This is a genomic window from Chitinophaga ginsengisegetis (assembly GCF_900168065.1).
Classification (GTDB): Bacteria; Bacteroidota; Bacteroidia; order Chitinophagales; family Chitinophagaceae; genus Chitinophaga; species Chitinophaga ginsengisegetis.
The window spans coordinates 1,034,868-1,054,510 of record NZ_FUZZ01000001.1; the positions used below are offsets into that span (position 1 = coordinate 1,034,868).

General features: G+C 46.2%; 20 protein-coding genes. 3 read left to right on the top strand and 17 right to left on the bottom strand.

The genetic code is table 11. From position 1 onward, the window contains the following. Nucleotides 1-94: 94 nt before the first annotated feature. The 15 genes from B5Z18_RS03925 to B5Z18_RS03995 all read right to left on the bottom strand — a co-directional run bounded on the left by B5Z18_RS03925 (nt 95) and on the right by B5Z18_RS03995 (nt 14,767). Nucleotides 95-1,891: a DEAD/DEAH box helicase gene (locus B5Z18_RS03925; protein ID WP_079468081.1), complete on the bottom strand. Its 1,797-nt coding sequence runs from the start codon at nt 1,889-1,891 to the stop codon at nt 95-97. 124 nt (nt 1,892-2,015) lie between these two features. Then, nucleotides 2,016-3,332 carry a 30S ribosomal protein S12 methylthiotransferase RimO gene (gene rimO, locus B5Z18_RS03930; RefSeq protein WP_079468082.1) on the bottom strand — a complete coding sequence of 439 codons (1,317 nt, stop codon included), beginning with the start codon at nt 3,330-3,332 and terminating at the stop codon, nt 2,016-2,018. Between the two features lie 215 nt (nt 3,333-3,547). Then, nucleotides 3,548-4,429: a cupin-like domain-containing protein gene (locus B5Z18_RS03935; protein WP_079468083.1), complete on the bottom strand. Its 882-nt coding sequence runs from the start codon at nt 4,427-4,429 to the stop codon at nt 3,548-3,550. A 208-nt stretch (nt 4,430-4,637) separates the two neighbouring features. After that, a complete protein-coding gene (gene ftsY, locus B5Z18_RS03940) occupies nt 4,638-5,600 on the bottom strand; it encodes a signal recognition particle-docking protein FtsY (protein WP_079468084.1) in 963 nt (320 codons plus the stop codon). A 160-nt stretch (nt 5,601-5,760) separates the two neighbouring features. Then, a complete protein-coding gene (locus tag B5Z18_RS03945; RefSeq protein ID WP_079468085.1) occupies nt 5,761-5,934 on the bottom strand; it encodes a DUF4295 family protein in 174 nt (57 codons plus the stop codon). 75 nt (nt 5,935-6,009) lie between these two features. Then, entirely contained in the window at nt 6,010-6,192 is a 183-nt protein-coding gene (gene rpmG / locus B5Z18_RS03950; protein WP_079468086.1) for a 50S ribosomal protein L33, read from the bottom strand. A 30-nt stretch (nt 6,193-6,222) separates the two neighbouring features. Next, nucleotides 6,223-6,459, bottom strand: a complete 237-nt coding sequence (gene rpmB, locus B5Z18_RS03955) for a 50S ribosomal protein L28 (protein ID WP_079468087.1) — start codon at nt 6,457-6,459, stop codon at nt 6,223-6,225. A gap of 193 nt (nt 6,460-6,652) precedes the next feature. Next, on the bottom strand, nt 6,653-7,240 hold the full coding sequence (locus tag B5Z18_RS03960) for a carboxymuconolactone decarboxylase family protein (RefSeq protein WP_079468088.1): 588 nt from the start codon (nt 7,238-7,240) through the stop codon (nt 6,653-6,655). Nucleotides 7,241-7,350: 110 nt separating this feature from the next. Beyond that, nucleotides 7,351-7,905: a peroxiredoxin gene (locus tag B5Z18_RS03965; RefSeq protein WP_079468089.1), complete on the bottom strand. Its 555-nt coding sequence runs from the start codon at nt 7,903-7,905 to the stop codon at nt 7,351-7,353. Between the two features lie 765 nt (nt 7,906-8,670). Continuing rightward, nucleotides 8,671-9,399 (bottom strand): bacillithiol biosynthesis deacetylase BshB1, encoded by a 729-nt coding sequence (gene bshB1, locus B5Z18_RS03970; protein WP_079468090.1) that lies wholly within the window; start codon nt 9,397-9,399, stop codon nt 8,671-8,673. Nucleotides 9,400-9,434: 35 nt separating this feature from the next. Next, entirely contained in the window at nt 9,435-9,929 is a 495-nt protein-coding gene (locus tag B5Z18_RS03975) for a hypothetical protein (protein WP_079468091.1), read from the bottom strand. Nucleotides 9,930-9,975: 46 nt separating this feature from the next. Continuing rightward, nucleotides 9,976-10,599: a DUF4294 domain-containing protein gene (locus B5Z18_RS03980; RefSeq protein WP_235015869.1), complete on the bottom strand. Its 624-nt coding sequence runs from the start codon at nt 10,597-10,599 to the stop codon at nt 9,976-9,978. Between the two features lie 79 nt (nt 10,600-10,678). Beyond that, a complete protein-coding gene (locus B5Z18_RS03985; RefSeq protein WP_235015870.1) occupies nt 10,679-11,680 on the bottom strand; it encodes an alpha/beta hydrolase in 1,002 nt (333 codons plus the stop codon). A 132-nt stretch (nt 11,681-11,812) separates the two neighbouring features. Then, nucleotides 11,813-14,296, bottom strand: coding sequence for a cytochrome c biogenesis protein CcsA (gene ccsA / locus B5Z18_RS03990; RefSeq protein WP_079468093.1), 2,484 nt, complete (start codon nt 14,294-14,296; stop codon nt 11,813-11,815). A 72-nt stretch (nt 14,297-14,368) separates the two neighbouring features. After that, on the bottom strand, nt 14,369-14,767 hold the full coding sequence (locus B5Z18_RS03995) for a cytochrome c maturation protein CcmE domain-containing protein (protein WP_079468094.1): 399 nt from the start codon (nt 14,765-14,767) through the stop codon (nt 14,369-14,371). A 239-nt stretch (nt 14,768-15,006) separates the two neighbouring features. Between B5Z18_RS03995 and B5Z18_RS04000 the strand changes: the two genes are divergently transcribed. Genes B5Z18_RS04000 through B5Z18_RS04010 form a run of 3 tightly spaced genes read left to right on the top strand, consistent with a single transcriptional unit; the run spans nt 15,007 to nt 17,964 of the window. After that, the gene (locus B5Z18_RS04000) at nt 15,007-16,050 is read left to right on the top strand and encodes an agmatinase family protein (RefSeq protein WP_079469967.1); all 1,044 of its coding nucleotides are present in this window, start codon (nt 15,007-15,009) and stop codon (nt 16,048-16,050) included. Between the two features lie 16 nt (nt 16,051-16,066). Then, on the top strand, nt 16,067-16,654 hold the full coding sequence (locus B5Z18_RS04005; protein WP_079468095.1) for a hypothetical protein: 588 nt from the start codon (nt 16,067-16,069) through the stop codon (nt 16,652-16,654). 14 nt (nt 16,655-16,668) lie between these two features. Next, entirely contained in the window at nt 16,669-17,964 is a 1,296-nt protein-coding gene (locus B5Z18_RS04010; protein WP_079468096.1) for a radical SAM family protein, read from the top strand. A gap of 105 nt (nt 17,965-18,069) precedes the next feature. Here the strand turns inward: B5Z18_RS04010 and B5Z18_RS04015 are convergent, their stop codons facing one another. Both B5Z18_RS04015 and B5Z18_RS04020 read right to left on the bottom strand, forming a co-directional pair. After that, the gene (locus B5Z18_RS04015; RefSeq protein WP_079468097.1) at nt 18,070-18,504 is read right to left on the bottom strand and encodes a VOC family protein; all 435 of its coding nucleotides are present in this window, start codon (nt 18,502-18,504) and stop codon (nt 18,070-18,072) included. Between the two features lie 180 nt (nt 18,505-18,684). Continuing rightward, on the bottom strand, nt 18,685-19,572 hold the full coding sequence (locus tag B5Z18_RS04020; protein WP_079468098.1) for an AraC family transcriptional regulator: 888 nt from the start codon (nt 19,570-19,572) through the stop codon (nt 18,685-18,687). Nucleotides 19,573-19,643 lie beyond the last annotated feature (71 nt).

Sequence of the window (19,643 nt, forward strand, 5' to 3'; positions counted from 1 at the left end):
AATGACCTATACTATGAAACAGATATTTACATAAAAAGAAAAAGGTGCCCGATGGACACCTTTTCTCTTTTTATATCGCTATTCCGTTACCGGATTAGTATTTTTTCTTGTACGGAGGTTTGCCACCGCTGCCGAAAGACTCACGTCTGTCGCCACCGCTGCGGCTACCACCCGGGCGGCTGCCACCTTCTGCACTCCAGCTTCTTTTACGCGGACCATCTTCACGACGTGGACCACGATCGCCACCACCACCGGTGCGGGGGCGTCTGTCGCCATCCTGGGACATTTCTATCCTCACGCTGCGGCCGTTGTACTCCACTTTCTTGAAAGCTTCGGTTACTTTTGGCAGTTCTTCGTTCTCTACTTCAAAGAAGGAATAAACACCCTTCAGATCGATACGGCCGATTTTATTGCCACGGAGACCAGTATTGTCACACAGGTAACGGAGCATATCGCCACGGTTGAAGTCATCTACTGAACCCAGGTTGATGAATAAACGGGTGAATTTGCCATCGCTTCTGCGCGGACCTCTGTCATCGCCCAGTGTACCGGCGCGTCTGTCGTCTTTTGCATTCAGATCAGGCGCATCCTGGTAGTATTCCAGGAACTGGTTGAATTCCAGGGAAGCAAAACGTTTGATCAGGTCTTCCTTGGTCATGGAGGCAAACTCTTCGTTGATGCGTTCCATGTAAGGTTCAATCTGTTCTTCGTTTACTACTACGTTATGTACTTTATGTACCAGGCCAAACAGTTGTTTTTCACATACTGCGAAACCATCGGGTACTTCAGCTTTTACAAATTTCTTCTGGATCACACGTTCAATCTGGCGGATCTTTCCGGTATCACGGCTGCTGATGATAGCAATAGAGATACCTGATTTGCCGGCACGACCGGTACGGCCGCTTCTGTGTGTGTAGTTTTCTACGTCATCCGGTAAATCGTAGTTGATAACGTGTGTTACGTTGTCCACATCGATACCACGGGCAGCCACATCTGTAGCTACTAATACCTGCAGCGCTCTTTCGCGGAAGCGTTTCATCACCTTATCACGCTGTTGCTGGGTTAAGTCGCCATGCAGGGCATCTGCATTGTAACCGTCCTTGATCAGCGATTCAGCAATTTCCTGGGATTCAATTTTGGTACGGGTAAAGATGATACCAAAAATCTCAGGGTTGAAATCCACGATACGTTTGAGGGCCGCATATTTTTCACGCGGGCGCACTACGTAGTATTCGTGTTCTATATTAACGTTACCGCTGTTTTTGTTACCTACGGTCAGTTCAAACGGATCCTCCATGTATTTCTTGGCGATACGGCGAACTTCCTGTGGCATGGTAGCAGAAAACAACCAGGTAGTTTTACCTTCAGGGGTGTTAGACAGGATGCTGTTGATGTCTTCCTGGAATCCCATGTTCAGCATTTCATCTGCTTCATCCAGTATAGCATAACGCACATTGTCAAAATTAACCGCACCACGGTCAATGATATCCAGTAAACGGCCGGGAGTAGCCACCACAATGTGTACTCCTCTTTTCAGTTCACGCAGCTGCTGAACAATGCTGGAACCGCCATATACCGCTACGATGCTCACATCGCCGAGGTATTTGCTGAAGTTTTTCAGATCATTGGTGATCTGTAAACAGAGTTCACGGGTAGGACATAAAATCAGTCCCTGTGGTTTATTTATTTTCAGATCCAGTTGCTGTAGCAAAGGCAGGCCAAATGCAGCAGTTTTACCGGTGCCCGTCTGGGCAAGACCTACGAAATCGCGGTCACCTCCTAACAATACTGGTATTGCCTGTTCCTGGATGGGAGTTGGGGAAACGAAGCCCAGGTCCGTAATTCCCTTTAAGATAGGCTCTTGTAAGCCCAGTGATTCAAATGTAGTCATTGATTTGCATTAATCAAGCTCCGTCGGGAGCTGTGGATATAGCTTTTAGCAGTTAGCTATCAGCTGTTAGAAATATTATTTCAGCTTTTAGCGTTAGCTATCGGCTGTTGGTGGCTTTCAGTGATTAGCTGTTAGCTACCAGTTCTCCTTCGAGGTCGTAATCAAACGCCTTGGTGATCCGTACTTCTACAAAGTCGCCCGGTTTCAGGCGTTTGGTAGTGTCTATAATCACTTCGTTGTCTACTTCCACCGAATCAAACTCGGTACGGGCAAGGTATCTGCCTGCCTCTTTTTTATCTACTATTACTTTAAAGATCTTCCCTACTTTCTCCTGGTTTTTTTCCAGGGAGATTTCCTGCTGTACTTCCATAATTTCCTGCGCCCTGCTCTCCTTTTCTTCTGCCGGGATATTATCCTCCAGCTCGTAGGCGCTGGTTCCTTCTTCATGACTGTAGGTAAACACCCCTACACGGTCAAAACGCATTCTTTCCAGGAAACCTTTCAGCTCTTCCACGTCTTCTTCCGTTTCACCGGGGAAACCGGCAATCAGGGTAGTACGTAAACAGATACCCGGTACTTTGGCACGGATGTCATGCACCAGCTGTTCAATTTCCTCCCTCGTAATCTGACGCTTCATAGCCTTCAACATGGCATTGGAAGCATGTTGCAGCGGCATGTCAATATACTTGCAGATATTCGGGAACTCGTTCATCACATCCAGGATCTCCATCGGGAATTTGGTGGGATAAGCATAATGGAGACGAATCCATTGCAGTCCTTCCACTCCGGCCAACGCACGCATCAGGTCACCCAAACGGCGTTGCTTGTACAGGTCCAAACCATAATAGGTCAGCTCCTGCGCAATGAGCATGATTTCCTTTACACCGGATTTCACCAGTTTCTGCGCTTCTGTTACCAAGTCCTCAATAGGCTTGGAAACATGGCCACCCCGCATCAGCGGAATAGCGCAAAAAGAACAGGTACGGTTACAACCCTCTGCTATTTTCAGGTAAGCATAATGAGACGGGGTACTCAGTAATCTTTCTCCAATCAGTTCTGCTTTATAATCTGCATCAAATTTTTTCAGTAGCAGGGGCAATTCCATCGTTCCAAACCATGCGTCTACTCCTCCTATTTCTGATTCCAGGTCGCCCCGGTAGCGTTCACTCAAACAACCCGTTACATAAACCTTATCCAGCTTGCCACGTTGTTTCAGCTCTACCTGCTCCAGGATGGTGTTAATCGATTCTTCTTTGGCCTTGTCAATAAATCCGCAGGTGTTCACCACAACAATGTTATGATCGCGTTTTGCACTTTCATGCACCACATCGATTTCATTAGCCATGAGCTGACCGCTCAGTACTTCTGAATCCACCATGTTCTTGGAACAACCAAGCGTAATAATATTAACCTTGTCTTTCTTTAAAGTTTTTGTCTTCAAGCGCGAATGTTTTAAACAAGCGGTCAATCATTTGTTGAGCCGCTACCGCCACGAAGACACACAGACACTGATTGAATGTAACAGCAGACTTACTGTATGTGACTTGAGTCTTAGTGGGGGTTAAGGAAGGTGCAAAGGTAGTAAAAAGATTTGACAATTGGAAATTAATGCTAAGTAACTGTTCATTAGTTACTTAGCATAACGTTGGAACCAGGTCAGCCCAGCGTTTGCATGGCCTTGTCGGCACGCTCGCGGGCCTTTTGTCTTTTATAATGGTACCACCACTTGGGTGCCATCTTAATCATGAGGTTATTCATTCCCCGCAGCCCTACCAGGTGGTAAAGCCCGTTGAGTTTATTGACGAAAGAAGGGTCCAGCGCCCGGAGACTCATGGCAAAACCGCCATCCAGGTACTCCATATGATGCCAGTAGCCCGCCGGCATAAACATGGTATCCCCGTGGTTCAGGATGGTAGTGTAGCCCCGCGCATGTTTCAGCGCCGGAAACTGGTCCTGGTCCAGCTGCTCATGCCAGTTCACGAAGTTAGCCGCGCTCTCCACGGTAAAAGGCATCCGGTAAATGAGGGGCGATTGGTTATTCTCCAGCAGCAATACCCGCTTACGCCCAATAAACTGGGTATGGAAAATGTGCGAAAGGTCAATGTCATAATGCATGTGTGCCACCGAACCGGCGCCACCCACAAATAACATCGGGTACTTTTTCAGAAACCCGGAGGCAAATTCATCCGGGAAAGTAAAATCTTCCACCAGCTGGGGAGCATGCTGAAAAATGTTGAACAGGAAAATCCGGAGCGCTACCGGTCCCTGCTGTATCATGTCGAGGTATGCCCCGAAAGTAATGTAATCATCCGCCCCGTTTACAAGGGTATTTTCGTTGGCGCGCTCATTATTGTATACCCCAACCGTTTTGCTGCCGACTATTGATTTGAAATAATCCCATGTCCACTTGTTGTAGGCCGGCCAGTGTTTGCTAAGTGCCGCCGCCGGAATAATTACAGGTTTACGTGGCTGGTAATAGTTCTTCTTGAATTCCGCTGGTGTAATATCTTCAACTCGATCTATGTGCTGTACTATCATACTTACGAATTGTTAAAAAGGGTACAAAAAGGGAACAATTATCCAAATTTAATAAATGCAGTGCGATTTTATAATTACAAACAAAGAGCTTTAATGTTGATCAAAAAATGAGCCGGGCTCCTGTTGGAGCCCGATTGCCTTTACTTAAAGTAAAATATTAGATAAGGTTTATGCTGGTTGATAAATAACATTCACAATAGTCAGAAAATCAGGCATTTACGCTAAACAGCGAATCCACGAAAGATTCTTTATTAAATACCTGCAAATCCTCCATCTTCTCACCAATACCAATATATTTTACCGGTATCTTAAACTGGTTGGCAATGGCCAGTACCACACCGCCCTTCGCGGTACCGTCCAGTTTGGTAATAGCCAGGGCTGTTACCTCTGTGGTAGCGGTGAACTGTTTAGCCTGTTCCAGCGCATTTTGCCCGGTAGAGCCATCCAGCACCAGCAGTACTTCATGCGGGGCGTCAGGAATCACTTTCTTCATCACCCGCTTAATTTTGCCCAGTTCATCCATCAGGTGGAGTTTGTTGTGCAAACGGCCGGCGGTATCTATAATAATTACATCCACATCTTTGGCTGCGCCGCTCTGTACCGTATCAAAAGCCACTGCGCCGGGATCGGATCCCATCTGCTGCTTTACAATAGGCACGCCCACTCTTTCACTCCAGATCGTCAGCTGATCTACCGCTGCTGCACGGAAAGTATCCGCCGCACCCAGCATCACCGACTTACCCGCTTTCTTAAAGTTGTAGGCCAGCTTACCAATGGTAGTGGTTTTGCCCACACCATTTACGCCTACCACCATAATCACGTAAGGCTTCTTACCAGCCGGTATGTCGAAATCACGGAAGCCACTATCCGGCGCATCTACCAGCAATGCTGCAATCTCTTCCTGCAACATTCTGTTCAATTCACTGGTTCCCAGGTATTTATCCTTAGCCACGCGCTGCTCGATCCGGTCAATGATCTTTACGGTTGTGTCTACGCCAACGTCTGCAGAAATAAGGGCGTCTTCCAGGTTATCCAATACTTCGGTGTCTACGGTGGACTTCCCTGCGATGGCGCGTCCTATTTTACTCAGGAAGCTCTCTTTGGTTTTTTGTAAACCCTGATCCAGATTTTCCTTCTTCTCCCTGGAAAATAGTTTATTGAAAAAGCTCATAATTTAGATTAATTGGGTCCGGTACATTCCGGTTTTTTTAGGGTGCTAAAATACATCTTTTGTGTTAACGACGCGAATTTTGTCTTCAGACAACCTCCGCACAAACGCAAAAAGCTGTCCCTTAACAGGACAGCCTTTCAGTATTATTAGTAAAGCCGAATTACTTTTGGGTCATGTACTCCTGGATCTTATCCTTGTGCACGATTGCTTCCTTAAAAGTATAAGCACCGGTTTTAGGAGAGCGGATAGCTCTGATAACCTTGGTCCATACCTTTGATTCAGCTGCTGCTTTAGTATCTTTTACTTTCGCGTTCTTTGAAGCTACTTTTGCCATGGTATTCTATTGTTTTTATGGTCCAATGGCTAATTGGCAGTATGCTAATACAGCCATTTCACCATTAACAATTACTTATTTAATTTCTTTGTGTACAGTCACTTTCCTTAAAATAGGATTGTACTTTTTCAACTCCAGACGCTCAGGAGTATTTTTCTTATTCTTGTTAGAGATGTAACGGGAAGTTCCGGGTTGGCCAGAAGCTTTGTGCTCTGTGCACTCCAGAATTACCTGCACTCTATTACCTTTTTTTGCCATTGTGTATTACAAATTAAGTGAGTCTTAGAATTAGATTGCCTGACCAGCTGCACGCAATTCCTTCACAACTGCATACAAACCTCTCTTGTTGATGGTTCTTAAACCGTCAGCAGAAACTTTCAATGATATCCATTTGTCCTCTTCTGCCAGGAAAAAACGTTTCTTTTGCAGGTTAGGAAGAAACCTTCTGTTCGTCTTAATGTTGGAGAAGGAAACATGGTGACCTGTAATCGGCTTCTTTCCTGTCACCTGACATACTCTTGCCATGATCTAAAAATTTAGGAATGCAAAAGTCCAATTTATTTATGGATTTTGCAAATATTATTAAATGAATTTATTCACAAATGCATAAAAGTCACCTGTAAAAAGCGGCTTCTTAATAAGTGAACACAATGCAAAATATTGACAACCATTCGGTTATCAGGCAAATTTACATCTGTCTTTTGCCGAAAAATATTTTTTACAACAGTACGATCAGGCTACGTAAAACGGCTCCTAATCTTACCGATTCCAATACTCTTTGCTGATCCGTTCCATGTTTCAGCAACGCTTCTTCGTGCGAAGTTACGCACATTTCACATCCGTTCAATGCAGATACCACCAGGCTCAGTAACTCAAAAAATTCTTTCCCCAATACCGGGTTCGCCATAATGCTCATCCGGATGCCTGCAGGTGTAGTGGTGTAAAATTCCTTGTTCACAAAATGCCTGAAACGGTAATATACGTTATTGGCACTCATGAGGGAAGTACAGCTGATCACCTCTGCAATCTCCTTGTCCGTTGCTCCTTCCTGCACCGCCAGCTTCTCAAATGATGCCTGCAGATCCGCATGCTTCTCATTCACCGCCACAGCCAGCCCGATCATATACGCCTCTTTCTTCGACAAGGTAGCTGCCGCCAGCGAATTGGATACATTGATCTTCAGATCCTTCAGGTACCGCGCATCCACATTTACAAGGGATTGCAGTTTTCCTGAAACCGAATCTGCCGCTAACCCTACCGCTTCCAGTAATTGAACAGCCGTATCCTGATTTGTAGTTGCAAACATAATATGTAATTTTTTTATTTAATAATTTTATTAGCAGAAGAAGCTGTCCTGCCATGTTTATCCCGGCAGAACAACCTTCTTCCTAATAAAACAGTAAATGACCTGATTAATTAAGCAGTCAGCGTAGCTTCACCCTTACTCCAGTTGCAAGGGCACAGCTCATCTGTTTGCAGGGCATCCAGTACACGCAGTACTTCTTTCACGCTACGGCCTACAGACAGGTCGTACAGGGAAACCCAACGTACAATACCCTGAGGGTCTACGATGTAGGTAGCACGGTAAGCCACTTTTTCATTGGCTTCCAGGATACCCAGCTCAGTAGCAAGGGATTTGGAAGTATCAGCCAGCATAGGGAACTGCAGGCCACGTAAATCTTCATGATCTCTTCTCCATGCAGCATGTACAAACTCACTGTCAGTAGATGCACCGATCAACACCGCATCACGATCAGCAAAATCCTGCGCATGTTTGTTAAATTCAGCTATTTCAGTAGGACATACAAAAGTAAAGTCTTTAGGCCACCAGAACATCACCATCCATTTGCCGGAGTTCTTCAGTTCTTCAGAAGACAATTCATAAAATTCTTTACCTTTTTCAATTGATACTACAGCCGTTTTTTTGAATTCGGGAAACTCTGACCCTACGGATAAGATAACATTTTTCATAATAACTAATTCTCTTTTTGATTTACAGACTAATGATTTTATTCTTTGACGGCGCAAAGATCACATTACATTCATTATTAATCAAATAGATTTTAAAAATGTGGTATTGAGTTTCTCTATATATGTGGCTTTTTACTGCGGTGGAGCGGGTAACAACGAACACGGCAACTATAAGCAAAAAAAATGTTCCGGACTTAACATTTTTATGCTATTTCTGTAACAATTTGGCACGTTATTTAGTTATATAAGTGGACTTTTTTTAATCAATTTAGCATGGAAATGAAGAAAAAATACTTTTTACTGGTGGTTATCACGATTGGACTTGCTTTGATCCCGTTTATTAAAAACAGCATCATCAAACACGATGAATTTGACGCTACCCGAGATCTGTTCATTTAGTGTTTAGCGGGTCCCATTGACCGTTTCTGAAAACACCCCAAAGTGGGGTCGGACTTTTATATGCCGGTAGGTACTGATGCGACCGGACTGCACTCCTGCCCCCTTAACTTTTTTTATTATCTTTCACCTTACTCATATTTTATCATTAAAAAGCGATTGGGAAACCATACCGGATAATTCCGTTATCGTCTCCCAATCGCTTCCAGGTGAATAACCAGCGCTATCAAAATCCCCGCTAACCCAATACAGTAAAAGGTTTCCAGATCAAGTCCACATCCCCTCCACGTCACCTCCACCATTACTCCATGTCAAAGGCTACTCCTAAGCATGTCCACAGCCACTTCCAGGTATATCCCAGGTATGTAATCAGGTAGTTTCACTGATCATATCCGCAAAATTCCGGATACCGATCATTTTAGCAGAAGTATACCCCTCGGCATACTCCACCCCCACCATCTTACCCAACATCTTTGCACGGTAAATAACACTGTCGAAAAAGCCCGTACCGGAAATGTAAGTCTGCGGCTCATGGTCTTTCGGCGCCAGGAACTGCGAACTGAAGCTTTTAATCGCATCCAGTTTCTGCTCCATCACGGCACTGATATCTATTACAAAATCCGGCTCATGATAACGGTCCTGCAGGAAGTGAAAAACCTGCTTCGGACGCCACGCTTCCTGCGGCTGTCCATCTGCCATAGTCTCCACTTTTCTTAATCCCGCCAGGAAACAGCTGTCGGCAATCAGTTTACCGGCCCTTCCGTGGTCAGGATGACGGTCGTCCATCGCATTGGCCAGCACGATGTCCGGGCGGTACTTCCGGATCGCCGTAATGATCGCCATTTGCTCCATGGTATCGTTTCTGAAAAAGCCGTCAGCAAGCCCCAGGTTCTCCCTCACTTCCAGTCCCATGATCTTCGCCGCTGCCTGTGCTTCCTGCTCACGCAGTTCCGGGGTGCCCCGGGTGCCCAGTTCCCCGCGGGTGAGATCCACCACGCCTACCTTCATTCCCTGCCGTGCATGCACCATCAGTGTGCCGGCGCACCCCAGCTCCACATCGTCCGGGTGCACCGCTATAGCCAGTATATCTAGTTTCATATGCTGTAAATTGAGGTGCAAAGATGGGAAAATATTTAATCTTCTGAACTGGTGATAACGATCCCGGCCTTCCGGTCCATCACCTGGTACTTATCCTGTACTTCTTTGTCGGAAATAACCTTTACGGAGCGGAAAGTTTTCCGGTCTACAGTCATCAAACCGGTTTCATTGGTAGGGGTAACCGGTTTTCCATTTACGATGAAGTAAAAGCTGCTGTCGTTGCCGTATTTACGCAACAAACTGTCATATGCGGGGGATTCACTGCTCAATAAGGCATTCACCCTTTTACGGGCAAAGGGTTTGGTTTCTATATACACTACGCCGTTCTCCGCCTGGCTGCCGTACTTCAGCACGGCTTTGGCGCCTTTGGCAATGGTGATCACACCAATACGGTCGGGCGAAACCTGCCCGATGGCGGCCTGCGTTACTACCACGCTGTCCAGTACATACACGGGATCGTCATCGGCTACCTGTGCCGCTGCCCCAACAGAAATAAATAATAAGCTGATAAGTGAGATCCTTGCTTTCATAATAAGCCCTTTTTCATGACAGGCGAATATTACGAAGATAGCCCAATTAATTATAGGCGCGGAATTGCTGGTACATTTCCAGCTCCTGTACAATCACCTCGATGTCGCGGTCTTCCTGCTTATCGTAATCGCTTTTCAGGTTGCCTCCAAAAAAGAAAGCAACGGTTTGCCATACACGGGCATTAAAGCCGCCTTTGAGTTCCTTGATGATTTCAAAGCAGTTCTGACCCGTTTCGCGGTCAATCAGTTTCATGAGTACTTTGCCCTGGTAAACGGAGAGGTTTTCGAGTTTATCGCCAAACTGGGCTTTGAGTTCTTTTTCCTTGCTGGCCAGGAAGGCTTTGCGTTCCCTTTTATTCATGGTAGCCATGCGGGTGTTCACATCTTTCAGCACCTTCGCCGCCGATCTGGCAAAAGGATAGGTTACATATACCGCATTGCGTAAACGGCTCCAGCGCTCGCGTTCCTTACGCAGCGCCTTTGGCATTTTAGCCACTACATCAAATATGGCCAGGGTAATTACCGGAACGGTATCACGTCCCACTATCATGGCATGCAACGGTATTACATCCGCACCATGCGCCTCCTGGGCCATCGCCTCCGTGTGACAAAGGGATACGCCCAGTGCCAGGAATAATGAAACGATGATCTGTTTAATACGGATACGCATAGTTAACTTAACGTTGCTTATAGATAGAATGTTACCACAAGTTATAAAAGATTTCAGAATCCGGGTTAACTAAAAAGTGTTATCGCACCGGCCTCATATGTAACTTATTCATTACGAAATTGTCTATCGCTTTTTCCACCGCGGGGATATCGTGTCCTGTAAGCGCGCAGCCCATTACATGGTTGCCGGCGCCCGGAATAGCCATGGCCTCCTTTAAAGAATCCGGTGTGCCCAGCTGCTTTTCCATCTCCAGGATGGCGGCCACCCGCACCGTTTTATCCTGGTGCAGTTCATCTTTATAATAGTACAGGTTCAGCACCGGCTGATGTACTTTTTTGAACGTTGCTGGTACCATGCTGGACTCCAGCAGGTTTTGCAGTTGCACCACCGCTTCCAGGCGGTAATCATTGTACCAGTACTTTGCGGTTTCCGGGTTCTTGTCATCGCTCCGCCTGAAATCACCTTTACTCACCGTTCTGGCCAGCTGCAACCCCCAGGGGTTATTGGCAAGAAAAGCCAGGTTGTCGTTGATGGCAATATTGGGCGACATATTGATCATGGCATATACATCATTGGGATACGCCGCTGCCAGCTTCAGTGCCAGCGTGCCGCCGGTGGAGGTGGTCATCAGGATCACCTTGTCGCCCAGCGCCTTGCCTATGCTCAACGCTTCTTCTGCGTCTTTCCACAAACCTGCTGCCGTCATATGCAGCAGCGGATCGCTGGTGTCAATCCCGTGCCCGTCGAGCCGCGACAGGTAAAGGTTACACCCATAACGCGCGGCAAAATTGCGGTGTACAGGGTTCCCCTCTTCCTGGCTGGCGGAAAAGCCATGCAGGTATACCACGGAATAAGGCGTTTTATGAAACCCGGAATCCTGCCATACAATACGTGCTTCATTATCGGGTTTCAGCCGGTGCGCGGCTTCTTTATGCTTTATATATGCTTCCAGGGCGGGACCTGCAGCCGGTACTGCCGGCAGATTGTGTTCATAAACCGGTTCCGCCGGTTTGGGGCCAAGAAGATACACCACGGAAGCTGTGGCTATAACGATCAGGGATATACGCAACCACCTACGCATCATAAGGATATTTATTCCAGCTAAATGTAGATAAGAATTCTGAAATGCCGCAGCCCCGCCGGTTATTTAATTAATAAAAAATCCTTCAACAGCCACGCCATTGAAGGATTCTTCCTAAAAAAATATCTGCTGTTATCTTCTTCTTACTTTCTGATAAATACTCATGGCGGTACCAATCACGGTAATAATGATACCCAGCCACAACACGTTGATGTAAGGGAATATCAGCGCTTTCATCACTATATAATCATTGAAGCCGGCTGCTTCTTTTACTTTCAGTTCTATTTTATTCTCCGCGGGCATAATTTTCGAGAACCGTACATTCAGTCCCAGCGGCGCCAGCGTATCTTCCACGCTGTACTGGTAGCTGCTGTCGCGGATAAAATAGATCGGCTGCAGCTTGAAGTGATCATCTGTTTGTGTGTATACCTCCAGCTCTGCGCCTACGGCCAGGTCGCCATTCTGCGGAATGTAGTTGCGGCTTTCCGGTTTGGTGTTTAATCCTTTCAGCACAATAAATCCTTTGGAGAAGAATACCGAGTCGCCCTGTTTCATTTCATGGGTCACATAAGGCGTGGTATCTGCCTGGGCGGCTTCATCGCGGTTAGGCGCGGCAGATACATAGGTAAAGATATCTTTTGTCAGGTAATGCCTGGAAGCCGGGTTGGACGACAAAGCATTTTCCTTTTTATTCACAAACGCATCAGGATAAAGGGTGAAACGCTCCAGCGCCTTGCCGGTTTGTTTATCCTTTTTCTCGTAATGCACTACGTAATATGTTTTGGGATCTCCCTGCGCTACGGAATCACCGGTATAGGTAACATGATAGTCGCCCATTTCCACCGGCACATCCTTTGGCAGCATAATATTTTCGCGCGGATTCTGTTTGCTTTCCTTTGTGAAAATGCCATCTCCCAGCATCTTCATACGGTCCAGCGAAATCACTTCCATTTTGGCAGAGGAAATCAGTACACCCAGCAACACCATACCGAAACCGATATGCGCTACAGAGGCGCCTGCATTTTTCAGCTTGCCTTTCAGACCGGAGAAAATATAAAAGAAGTTGCCCACAATTGCATAAATGCTGGCAAACAACATCAGGTAAATAGCCGTGAGAAAACCTGCACCGTATTTATCATAGGTGATAGTACCTTTCCAGGCCACCAGCGCCGTTAATAAGATGGTTACAATAGTAGGTACCAGCAGTTTCTTTGTGATCTCGCCACGCGGGGTATCCTTGTACCGCATAAACTGCACGATGGCCGTTAATACGCCCAGTACAATCGCAATCCAGATCTGGATTTTATTGTAGTGGAAAATACTGTCAGATGGCGGCGCAATATCGTTCATGTTGAAGGCTGACTTCAGCCCGGTGAGACTCAGTAATTTATTCCATACGGGAATAGAAGTAGTGAAGGTGATCTGGATGGCTGCAATCAGCAGGATCAGCGAACCCACAAACAGCCAGAACTCGCGGGAGTAGCTGTTCTCTTCTTTCTTTACAGAAGGAATTTCCTTTCTGCGTACAATCAGCAGGGCGATGGCCGGAACCGTAAATACCAGCATGGAAATCAACAGCTGTGCGCTCATTCCCATATCGGTAAAGGAGTGTACGGAAGTATCGCCCAATACGCCGCTCTTTGTTAAGAAAGAGGAATACAGGATCAGAACGTAGGAAATAAAGAAGAAGAAGAAGGTAGATTTCAACGAGTGCCCGGTGGCTTTATAAGCCAGGAGCGTATGCACGCCTGCCACCATGGTAAGCCACGGTACCAGCGACGCATTTTCTACCGGGTCCCATGCCCAGTACCCGCCGAAGTTGAGCGATTCATAGGCCCAGGCAGCGCCCATCATAATTCCGGTTCCCAGCATCATAATGGCAAACAACCCCCAGGGTTGTACCGGTTTTACCCAGCCGGTGTAATCTTTTGTCCATAAACCGGCAAACGCAAAAGCAAATGGAATGATCATGGAAGCAAAACCCAGGAACAGTACCGGTGGGTGGATTACCATCCAGTAGTTCTGCAACGTAACATTCAATCCGTTTCCGTCGTGGATATGCTGCATATAGTCTGCTGTCTGGAAGATAGGCGCCAGTTGGTTTTCAGGCGCTTCCCTCAACAGCATGAAAGGATTGCTGCCCACTTTATAACCCAGGATGAAAATACCCAGCAACATGCTGGCCATAATCAGCTGCGCGAGAGAGAAGATGGTCATTACCGGCGCTTCCCAGTTTTTGGAAGTGCGGATCAGGAAAATCCCCAGGATGCTGTTCCAGATGCTCCACAGCAGGAAGCTGCCTTCCTGGTCGGACCAGAGGCTGGACAGCAGGTATTGGATAGGCAGGTCGCGGGAAGTATTGCGCCATGCGTATTTATATTCGAAATAGTGATTATACAGGATAAAGTACAGGCAGGTGAATACACCTATTACGGCGGCCGACTGGATAATGAAAGACCAGCGTGCCAGTCGTTTCCAGGAATCCCTGATCAGGGGTTCTTTTCCTTTAACTACATTATAATAAGCCACAGTGGCTACCATAGATGCTACAAATGCCAGTATGGCAAAGAAGTGGCCAAGTTGGCCCGGCAGTAAATGTTCCCCTACAAACTTCATAAAATTCCTCTGAGAGATGTGAATATTGTGGCATTGATCATCCTACGACGACAATCATATACATATAGCTAATTATATCTGTTTGTTGCTTACTGCAACCTGGTCGTCCTTATACTTGGAAGGACATTTCATCAGTATTTTGCTGCAGTGAAATTCTGAGCCTTCCATTTTACCGGTCAGTACAATGGATTCGGCTTTTTCAAAGTCGGTAGGTTTGGCGCCGTAGAAAACTACTTTATGGGATTCCCCGGTTTTATCGTGGACATAGAAGCTGAACAGGTTGGCATCTTTAGCCGGATCGTAGCTCATTGCTTTCAGGGTATCGAGTTTACCAATTACGTGAAACTCCTTCCCTTCTTTCTCACGGGCTGTTGCGAAAGTTTCATAGGTACTGAAATCACCCACCATAGTCACTATCACTCCAATTGCCACCGCAATTACCACCAGCAGAATAATATTTGTTTTTTTCATATGAAAATTATCTTCCCTATTGATTAGACACAAGCTGCAAAAACCCTTTACCAACGCCGCTTCTACTATTCCTTCCTTTTTGCCTTACTTTATTTGTTTCCGATTAATCGGCAAAATTAAGTCAAAATGACCTTCTTCCGACAAATTTTATATAAAAGGCAATTCTTTTTATGAGAAGGACGGCTGTAAGTAAACATAATCCTATCTTTGCGCGGAATTTAGAAAAGTACGACTTTATCATGGCAGATTTATCTCAATTTGACCCTAACTCGGTTGGCCTGCTGTCCAACAACGTTTTTGGCTTACCTTTTTCCGAAGAAGAGGCAAGACTGGTGTTATTACCTGTTCCCTGGGAAGTAACCGTTTCCTATAATAATGGTACGGCCCGCGGCCCCGAACATATTTTCAGGGCTTCCTTCCAGGTAGACCTGTACGACGCAGATGTAAAAGACGGCTGGAAACAGGGTTTCTACATGCGGGAACCAGACAAGCACCTCCTGCTGCGCAGCGATTACCTGCGCAAGGAAGCAGAGCTGTACCTGAAATTCCTGACCGAAGGGGGAGATATTTCTGAAAATGAATTCCTGAAAAAAACACTGGTAGACGTGAGCAACGGTACCAGGGCCATGAATGAATGGGTATACACCCAAACCAAAGCGCTCCTGGAAAAAGGTAAGCTGGTTGGTTTGGTGGGCGGCGACCACAGTACGCCACTCGGCTTCTTCAAAGCAATCGGTGAACACAAGGGCGAATTTGGTATCCTCCAGATCGATGCCCATTGCGACCTCCGTGATGCATACGAAGGATTCAAATACTCCCACGCCTCTATTATGTTTAATGCGCTGGCAGAAGTACCGCAGCTCTCTAAACTGGTACAGGTAGGCATCCGCGATTATTGCGAAGAAGAAGTGGATTATATCAATAACAGCGAAGGCCGCGTAGTTACCTTCTTTGATAAACAAATCAAGGAAAGACAATTTGAAGGAGAATCCTGGAAAGCTATCTGCGACAGCATTGTAGCTGCTTTACCACAACAGGTATATATCAGTTTTGATATCGACGGACTGGATCCGAAATTATGCCCGCATACCGGCACCCCGGTAGCAGGCGGTTTTGAAGCAGAACAGGTATACTATCTCTTTAAAAAAGTACTCGAAAGCGGTAGAAAACTGATCGGTTTTGACCTGAACGAAGTAAGCACTTCACACGACGAATGGGATGCCAACGTAGGCGCCCGTGTGTTGTTCAAACTTTGCAACCTGTTGATCAGTTCTAATTCTTAATCTCACATTCCTGTTCATGCATAGTTTGCGCATCCTGCATCCGAATACCCCCAGCAGAATCCGGTTGCTCCCGGTAATGCATGGGCTTACCGGCATACTGTTCCTGTTTAACGCGATCGGTATTTACCGCAGTCCGCAACCTAACTGGTTCCTGGTGTTTTTTTTCCTGGTAATAGGCATATTATGTATTGGCTTCCCTTTTACCATGAGAAGGTTTAAGAAATTTACCGAAGCCAACACTGTAGCACGGATGATAGAAGCGCTCATTTGTCTTACCGGCAGTTTGTACTTCCTGTCGCACCTCAACCCGGTTACCGCATTGCTGCTGTTCCTGGTAGGCGCCGGGCTCGCCTACGTAGGCTGGATGGAATACCGTATTTTCCAACCTTCTTACGTAAAGATGGATACCACCGGGATTACCCTGCCCACTACCTTCTCAAAAAGGCTGGTTGGCTGGAACGAACTGAATAACGTAATTTTGCGGAACGATCTGCTCACAATAGACTTTAAGAACAATAAGATTCTGCAACTGGAAATACTGGATGAACCAGGCGCAGCACAAAGGGAAGCACTGAATGATTTTTTCCGGAGCAGGGTTCAATAACATAAAAACAAAAAATGCTAAAACAAACACCTTACATATTATACTCAGACGGTAACGGTAATATTTTTGAAGATACTACCATGCATGTAACCGGCCGTAGCGGCTGGGATGCGTGGCCGGTAGAAGCAGATGAATGGATTGAATTACCGGAAGGAGGTAATTTGTATGAGTTGCCCGGCCGCCGGGGTATTGGTATCAATGCCACCACCGGCGATATGCAGCTTTGTGATAAAGGATGGGCCGTAGCCGCATTTATACCGCCGGCGCATACCGGCTTTTACCTGGCTGCCTACGAAACCATGCCGGATGCCCCCACCCTGCCGCTGTTCTGCTATACCGCAGTAGGCTGGCTGGATGGTAAGTTTTACGTACCCGCCACCCGTATTGAAGCAGATATCCGCCAGGAATGCGCGGGCTTTGATGATAAAAAGGTAAAGCAGGGCGTAAAAACCCTGGTGGAAGCATATCCGCATAACAGGCTGGTACAGCATCTCGCGGAAAATTGCGCACTCACTTATGAGTGTCCTGCCGCGCGTAATTATTTTATGGGAAGATGGGAATGCCCTATTCCTTCCTCTCCTGCATGTAATGCCAATTGTGTTGGATGCATTTCATTCCAGCCGGAAGAAGAAAGCATTGTTTCTACACAGGATCGTTTGCGCTTTAAACCAACCGCGGAGGAAATTGTGGAATACACCGTACCTCACCTGGAATCAGCTCCTTTCCCTATCGTTAGCTTCGGACAGGGCTGTGAAGGCGAACCGCTGCTGATGTGGGAAACCATCCGCGAATCCATCCTGGAAATACGTAAACACACGCCAAAAGGCAGTATCAATATCAACACCAACGGCAGCAAACCGGATGCCGTAAGAGCCTTGTGTGAAGCGGGCCTGAACAGTATCCGCGTAAGCCTGAACTCCGCACAGGAAAAATATTACACCCCGTATTACCGCCCTAACAACTACGTTTTTGAAGACATCATCGAAAGCCTGAAAGTAGTGCGTGAATTCGGCGGCTGGACCTCTATCAACTACTTCGTATTTCCGGGCATGACAGACAGCGCAGATGAATATGAAGCACTGCGTAAACTGATCCGGGAAACCGGTCTGAATATGATCCAGTGGCGTAATTTCAATATTGATCCCGACTGGTACCTCGGTAAACTGGGCGTAACGGAAACGGGAGAATGCTTAGGGATAAAACAGTTACAGGAACTGATCCATGAAGAATTCCCGGATCTGAAATTCGGTTACTTTAATCCTCCGATGGAGCGTATTACCGGTGATTATATGAGCGACTTTGCTCACTGAAAATAATAAGGAACATTAAAAAAGAGGCTGTCTCAAAAAGGGGTAGCCTCTTTGCCTGGGTGCTGCACAAGCAGCAGGGGTGCCAACGAAAGAACACTGTTAACCTTACCCCTTATAAGCCGGGTCAAACTCTACAATCCATTCAATACCATATTTGTCTCTAAACATTCCGGCGTATGTACCCCACGGACTGTCACCAATAGGTCCCTCTACTTCTCCGCCTGCCGATAATCCGTTAAATATTTTGTCAGCTTCTTCACGGCTTTCTGCACTAACTGAAATTTTCGACCTGTTCTCGTTTTCGTTTACCCGTCCCATAAATTCAGGAACATCATTGGCAATTAACACATTGTGTTTGCCAAGAGGCAAAGCGATGGTCATTATTTTGTTTGCTTCCTTTTCCGGTACCGGAAATTCATCGCTTGCCAGGTCCTTGAAACGAATGACCCTGGTGAATTCTCCGCCGAAAACAGATCTGTAAAAAGTGAATGCTTCTTCGGCATTCCCATTGAAGTTGATCCACGGATTGATTGTTCTCATAACTTTTATTTTTAGATTGTTGATCTTTCGGTTTATTATTTCTGCGATAAAGTGGTTAACAGATCTTCCAGGTTTTTTAAGGTCGTGATAAAGCCTGCATCAAAGAGAATAATAACGATGTGATCGGCCAGCATTCGCAGGTGGCGCCTTTATTAGAGGTGGGCTTTAATGGGGTTGCTGCTACTTTAGTTCTTCCGCAAAGCGGTATTGCCTCGCATAAGCGGAAGGCGACATACCGGTCACCTTTCTGAATACCCGGTTAAAGGTGATCGGGTTATTATATCCGGTAGCATATGCTACTGCTGCAATGCTGTCAAAATCCCCGTTGATAATATTCTTGCACGCCACATTGATCCTGATCTCGTTCAGAAATTCAAGGTAGGTTTTGCGCGTATGTTTTTTAAAGTATTTGCAAAAAGCGTAGGTAGTAAGATGTGCCACACTGGCAATTTGTCCAAGCGAAATATTTTCTGCATAATGCTCCAGCGTATACTGGTAAATATCATTCATCCGCAGCCCTTCCGACTCGCTGTAAGAGTGCCGGGAAAAGCCCGTGGATAACGACTTCCAGTCCTTCACCTGTTTGGAGAAATACACCAGCATGCCCACAAACGCCAGTAACCTTTCTGCACCGCTGAGCCGGGAAATCTTTAATATATCTGTAGCTGTTTTCTCTGCGTATTCAGCAGGCAGTTGCAAACTGTTGGCAGTGAGTTGCAGGAACTTCCTTACGGAGTCCATCTCTTTCAGGGAAAATAAACCCTGTAGTGCATGTTCATGATCGAAAAAGATATGGATGGCATGGATATTCTTCTCCTGTAAATTTTCAAAATACCGGGCATCCCCTTTAAACATATGGGGCTGATTGGCGCCAATCACATAAATATCTCCGGCCTTGAATGGTTGGGTATAGTTCCCGGCAATCAGGGTGCCTTCTCCCTTTATAATAAGTGTTACCTGCGCCTCTTTGTGACGATGCAGGTAATTATAGAAGTAAGGGAGGATATCTTCCTGTATTACTACAGCACCTTCATCGGCAACCGGGACAGTAAATTGAATTACTTTCATTAACCAATTTTACTAATTTCTCTGCAAAATTAGCGATTATGTGGCAATAATGGTAAAGTGTTGGACAATAT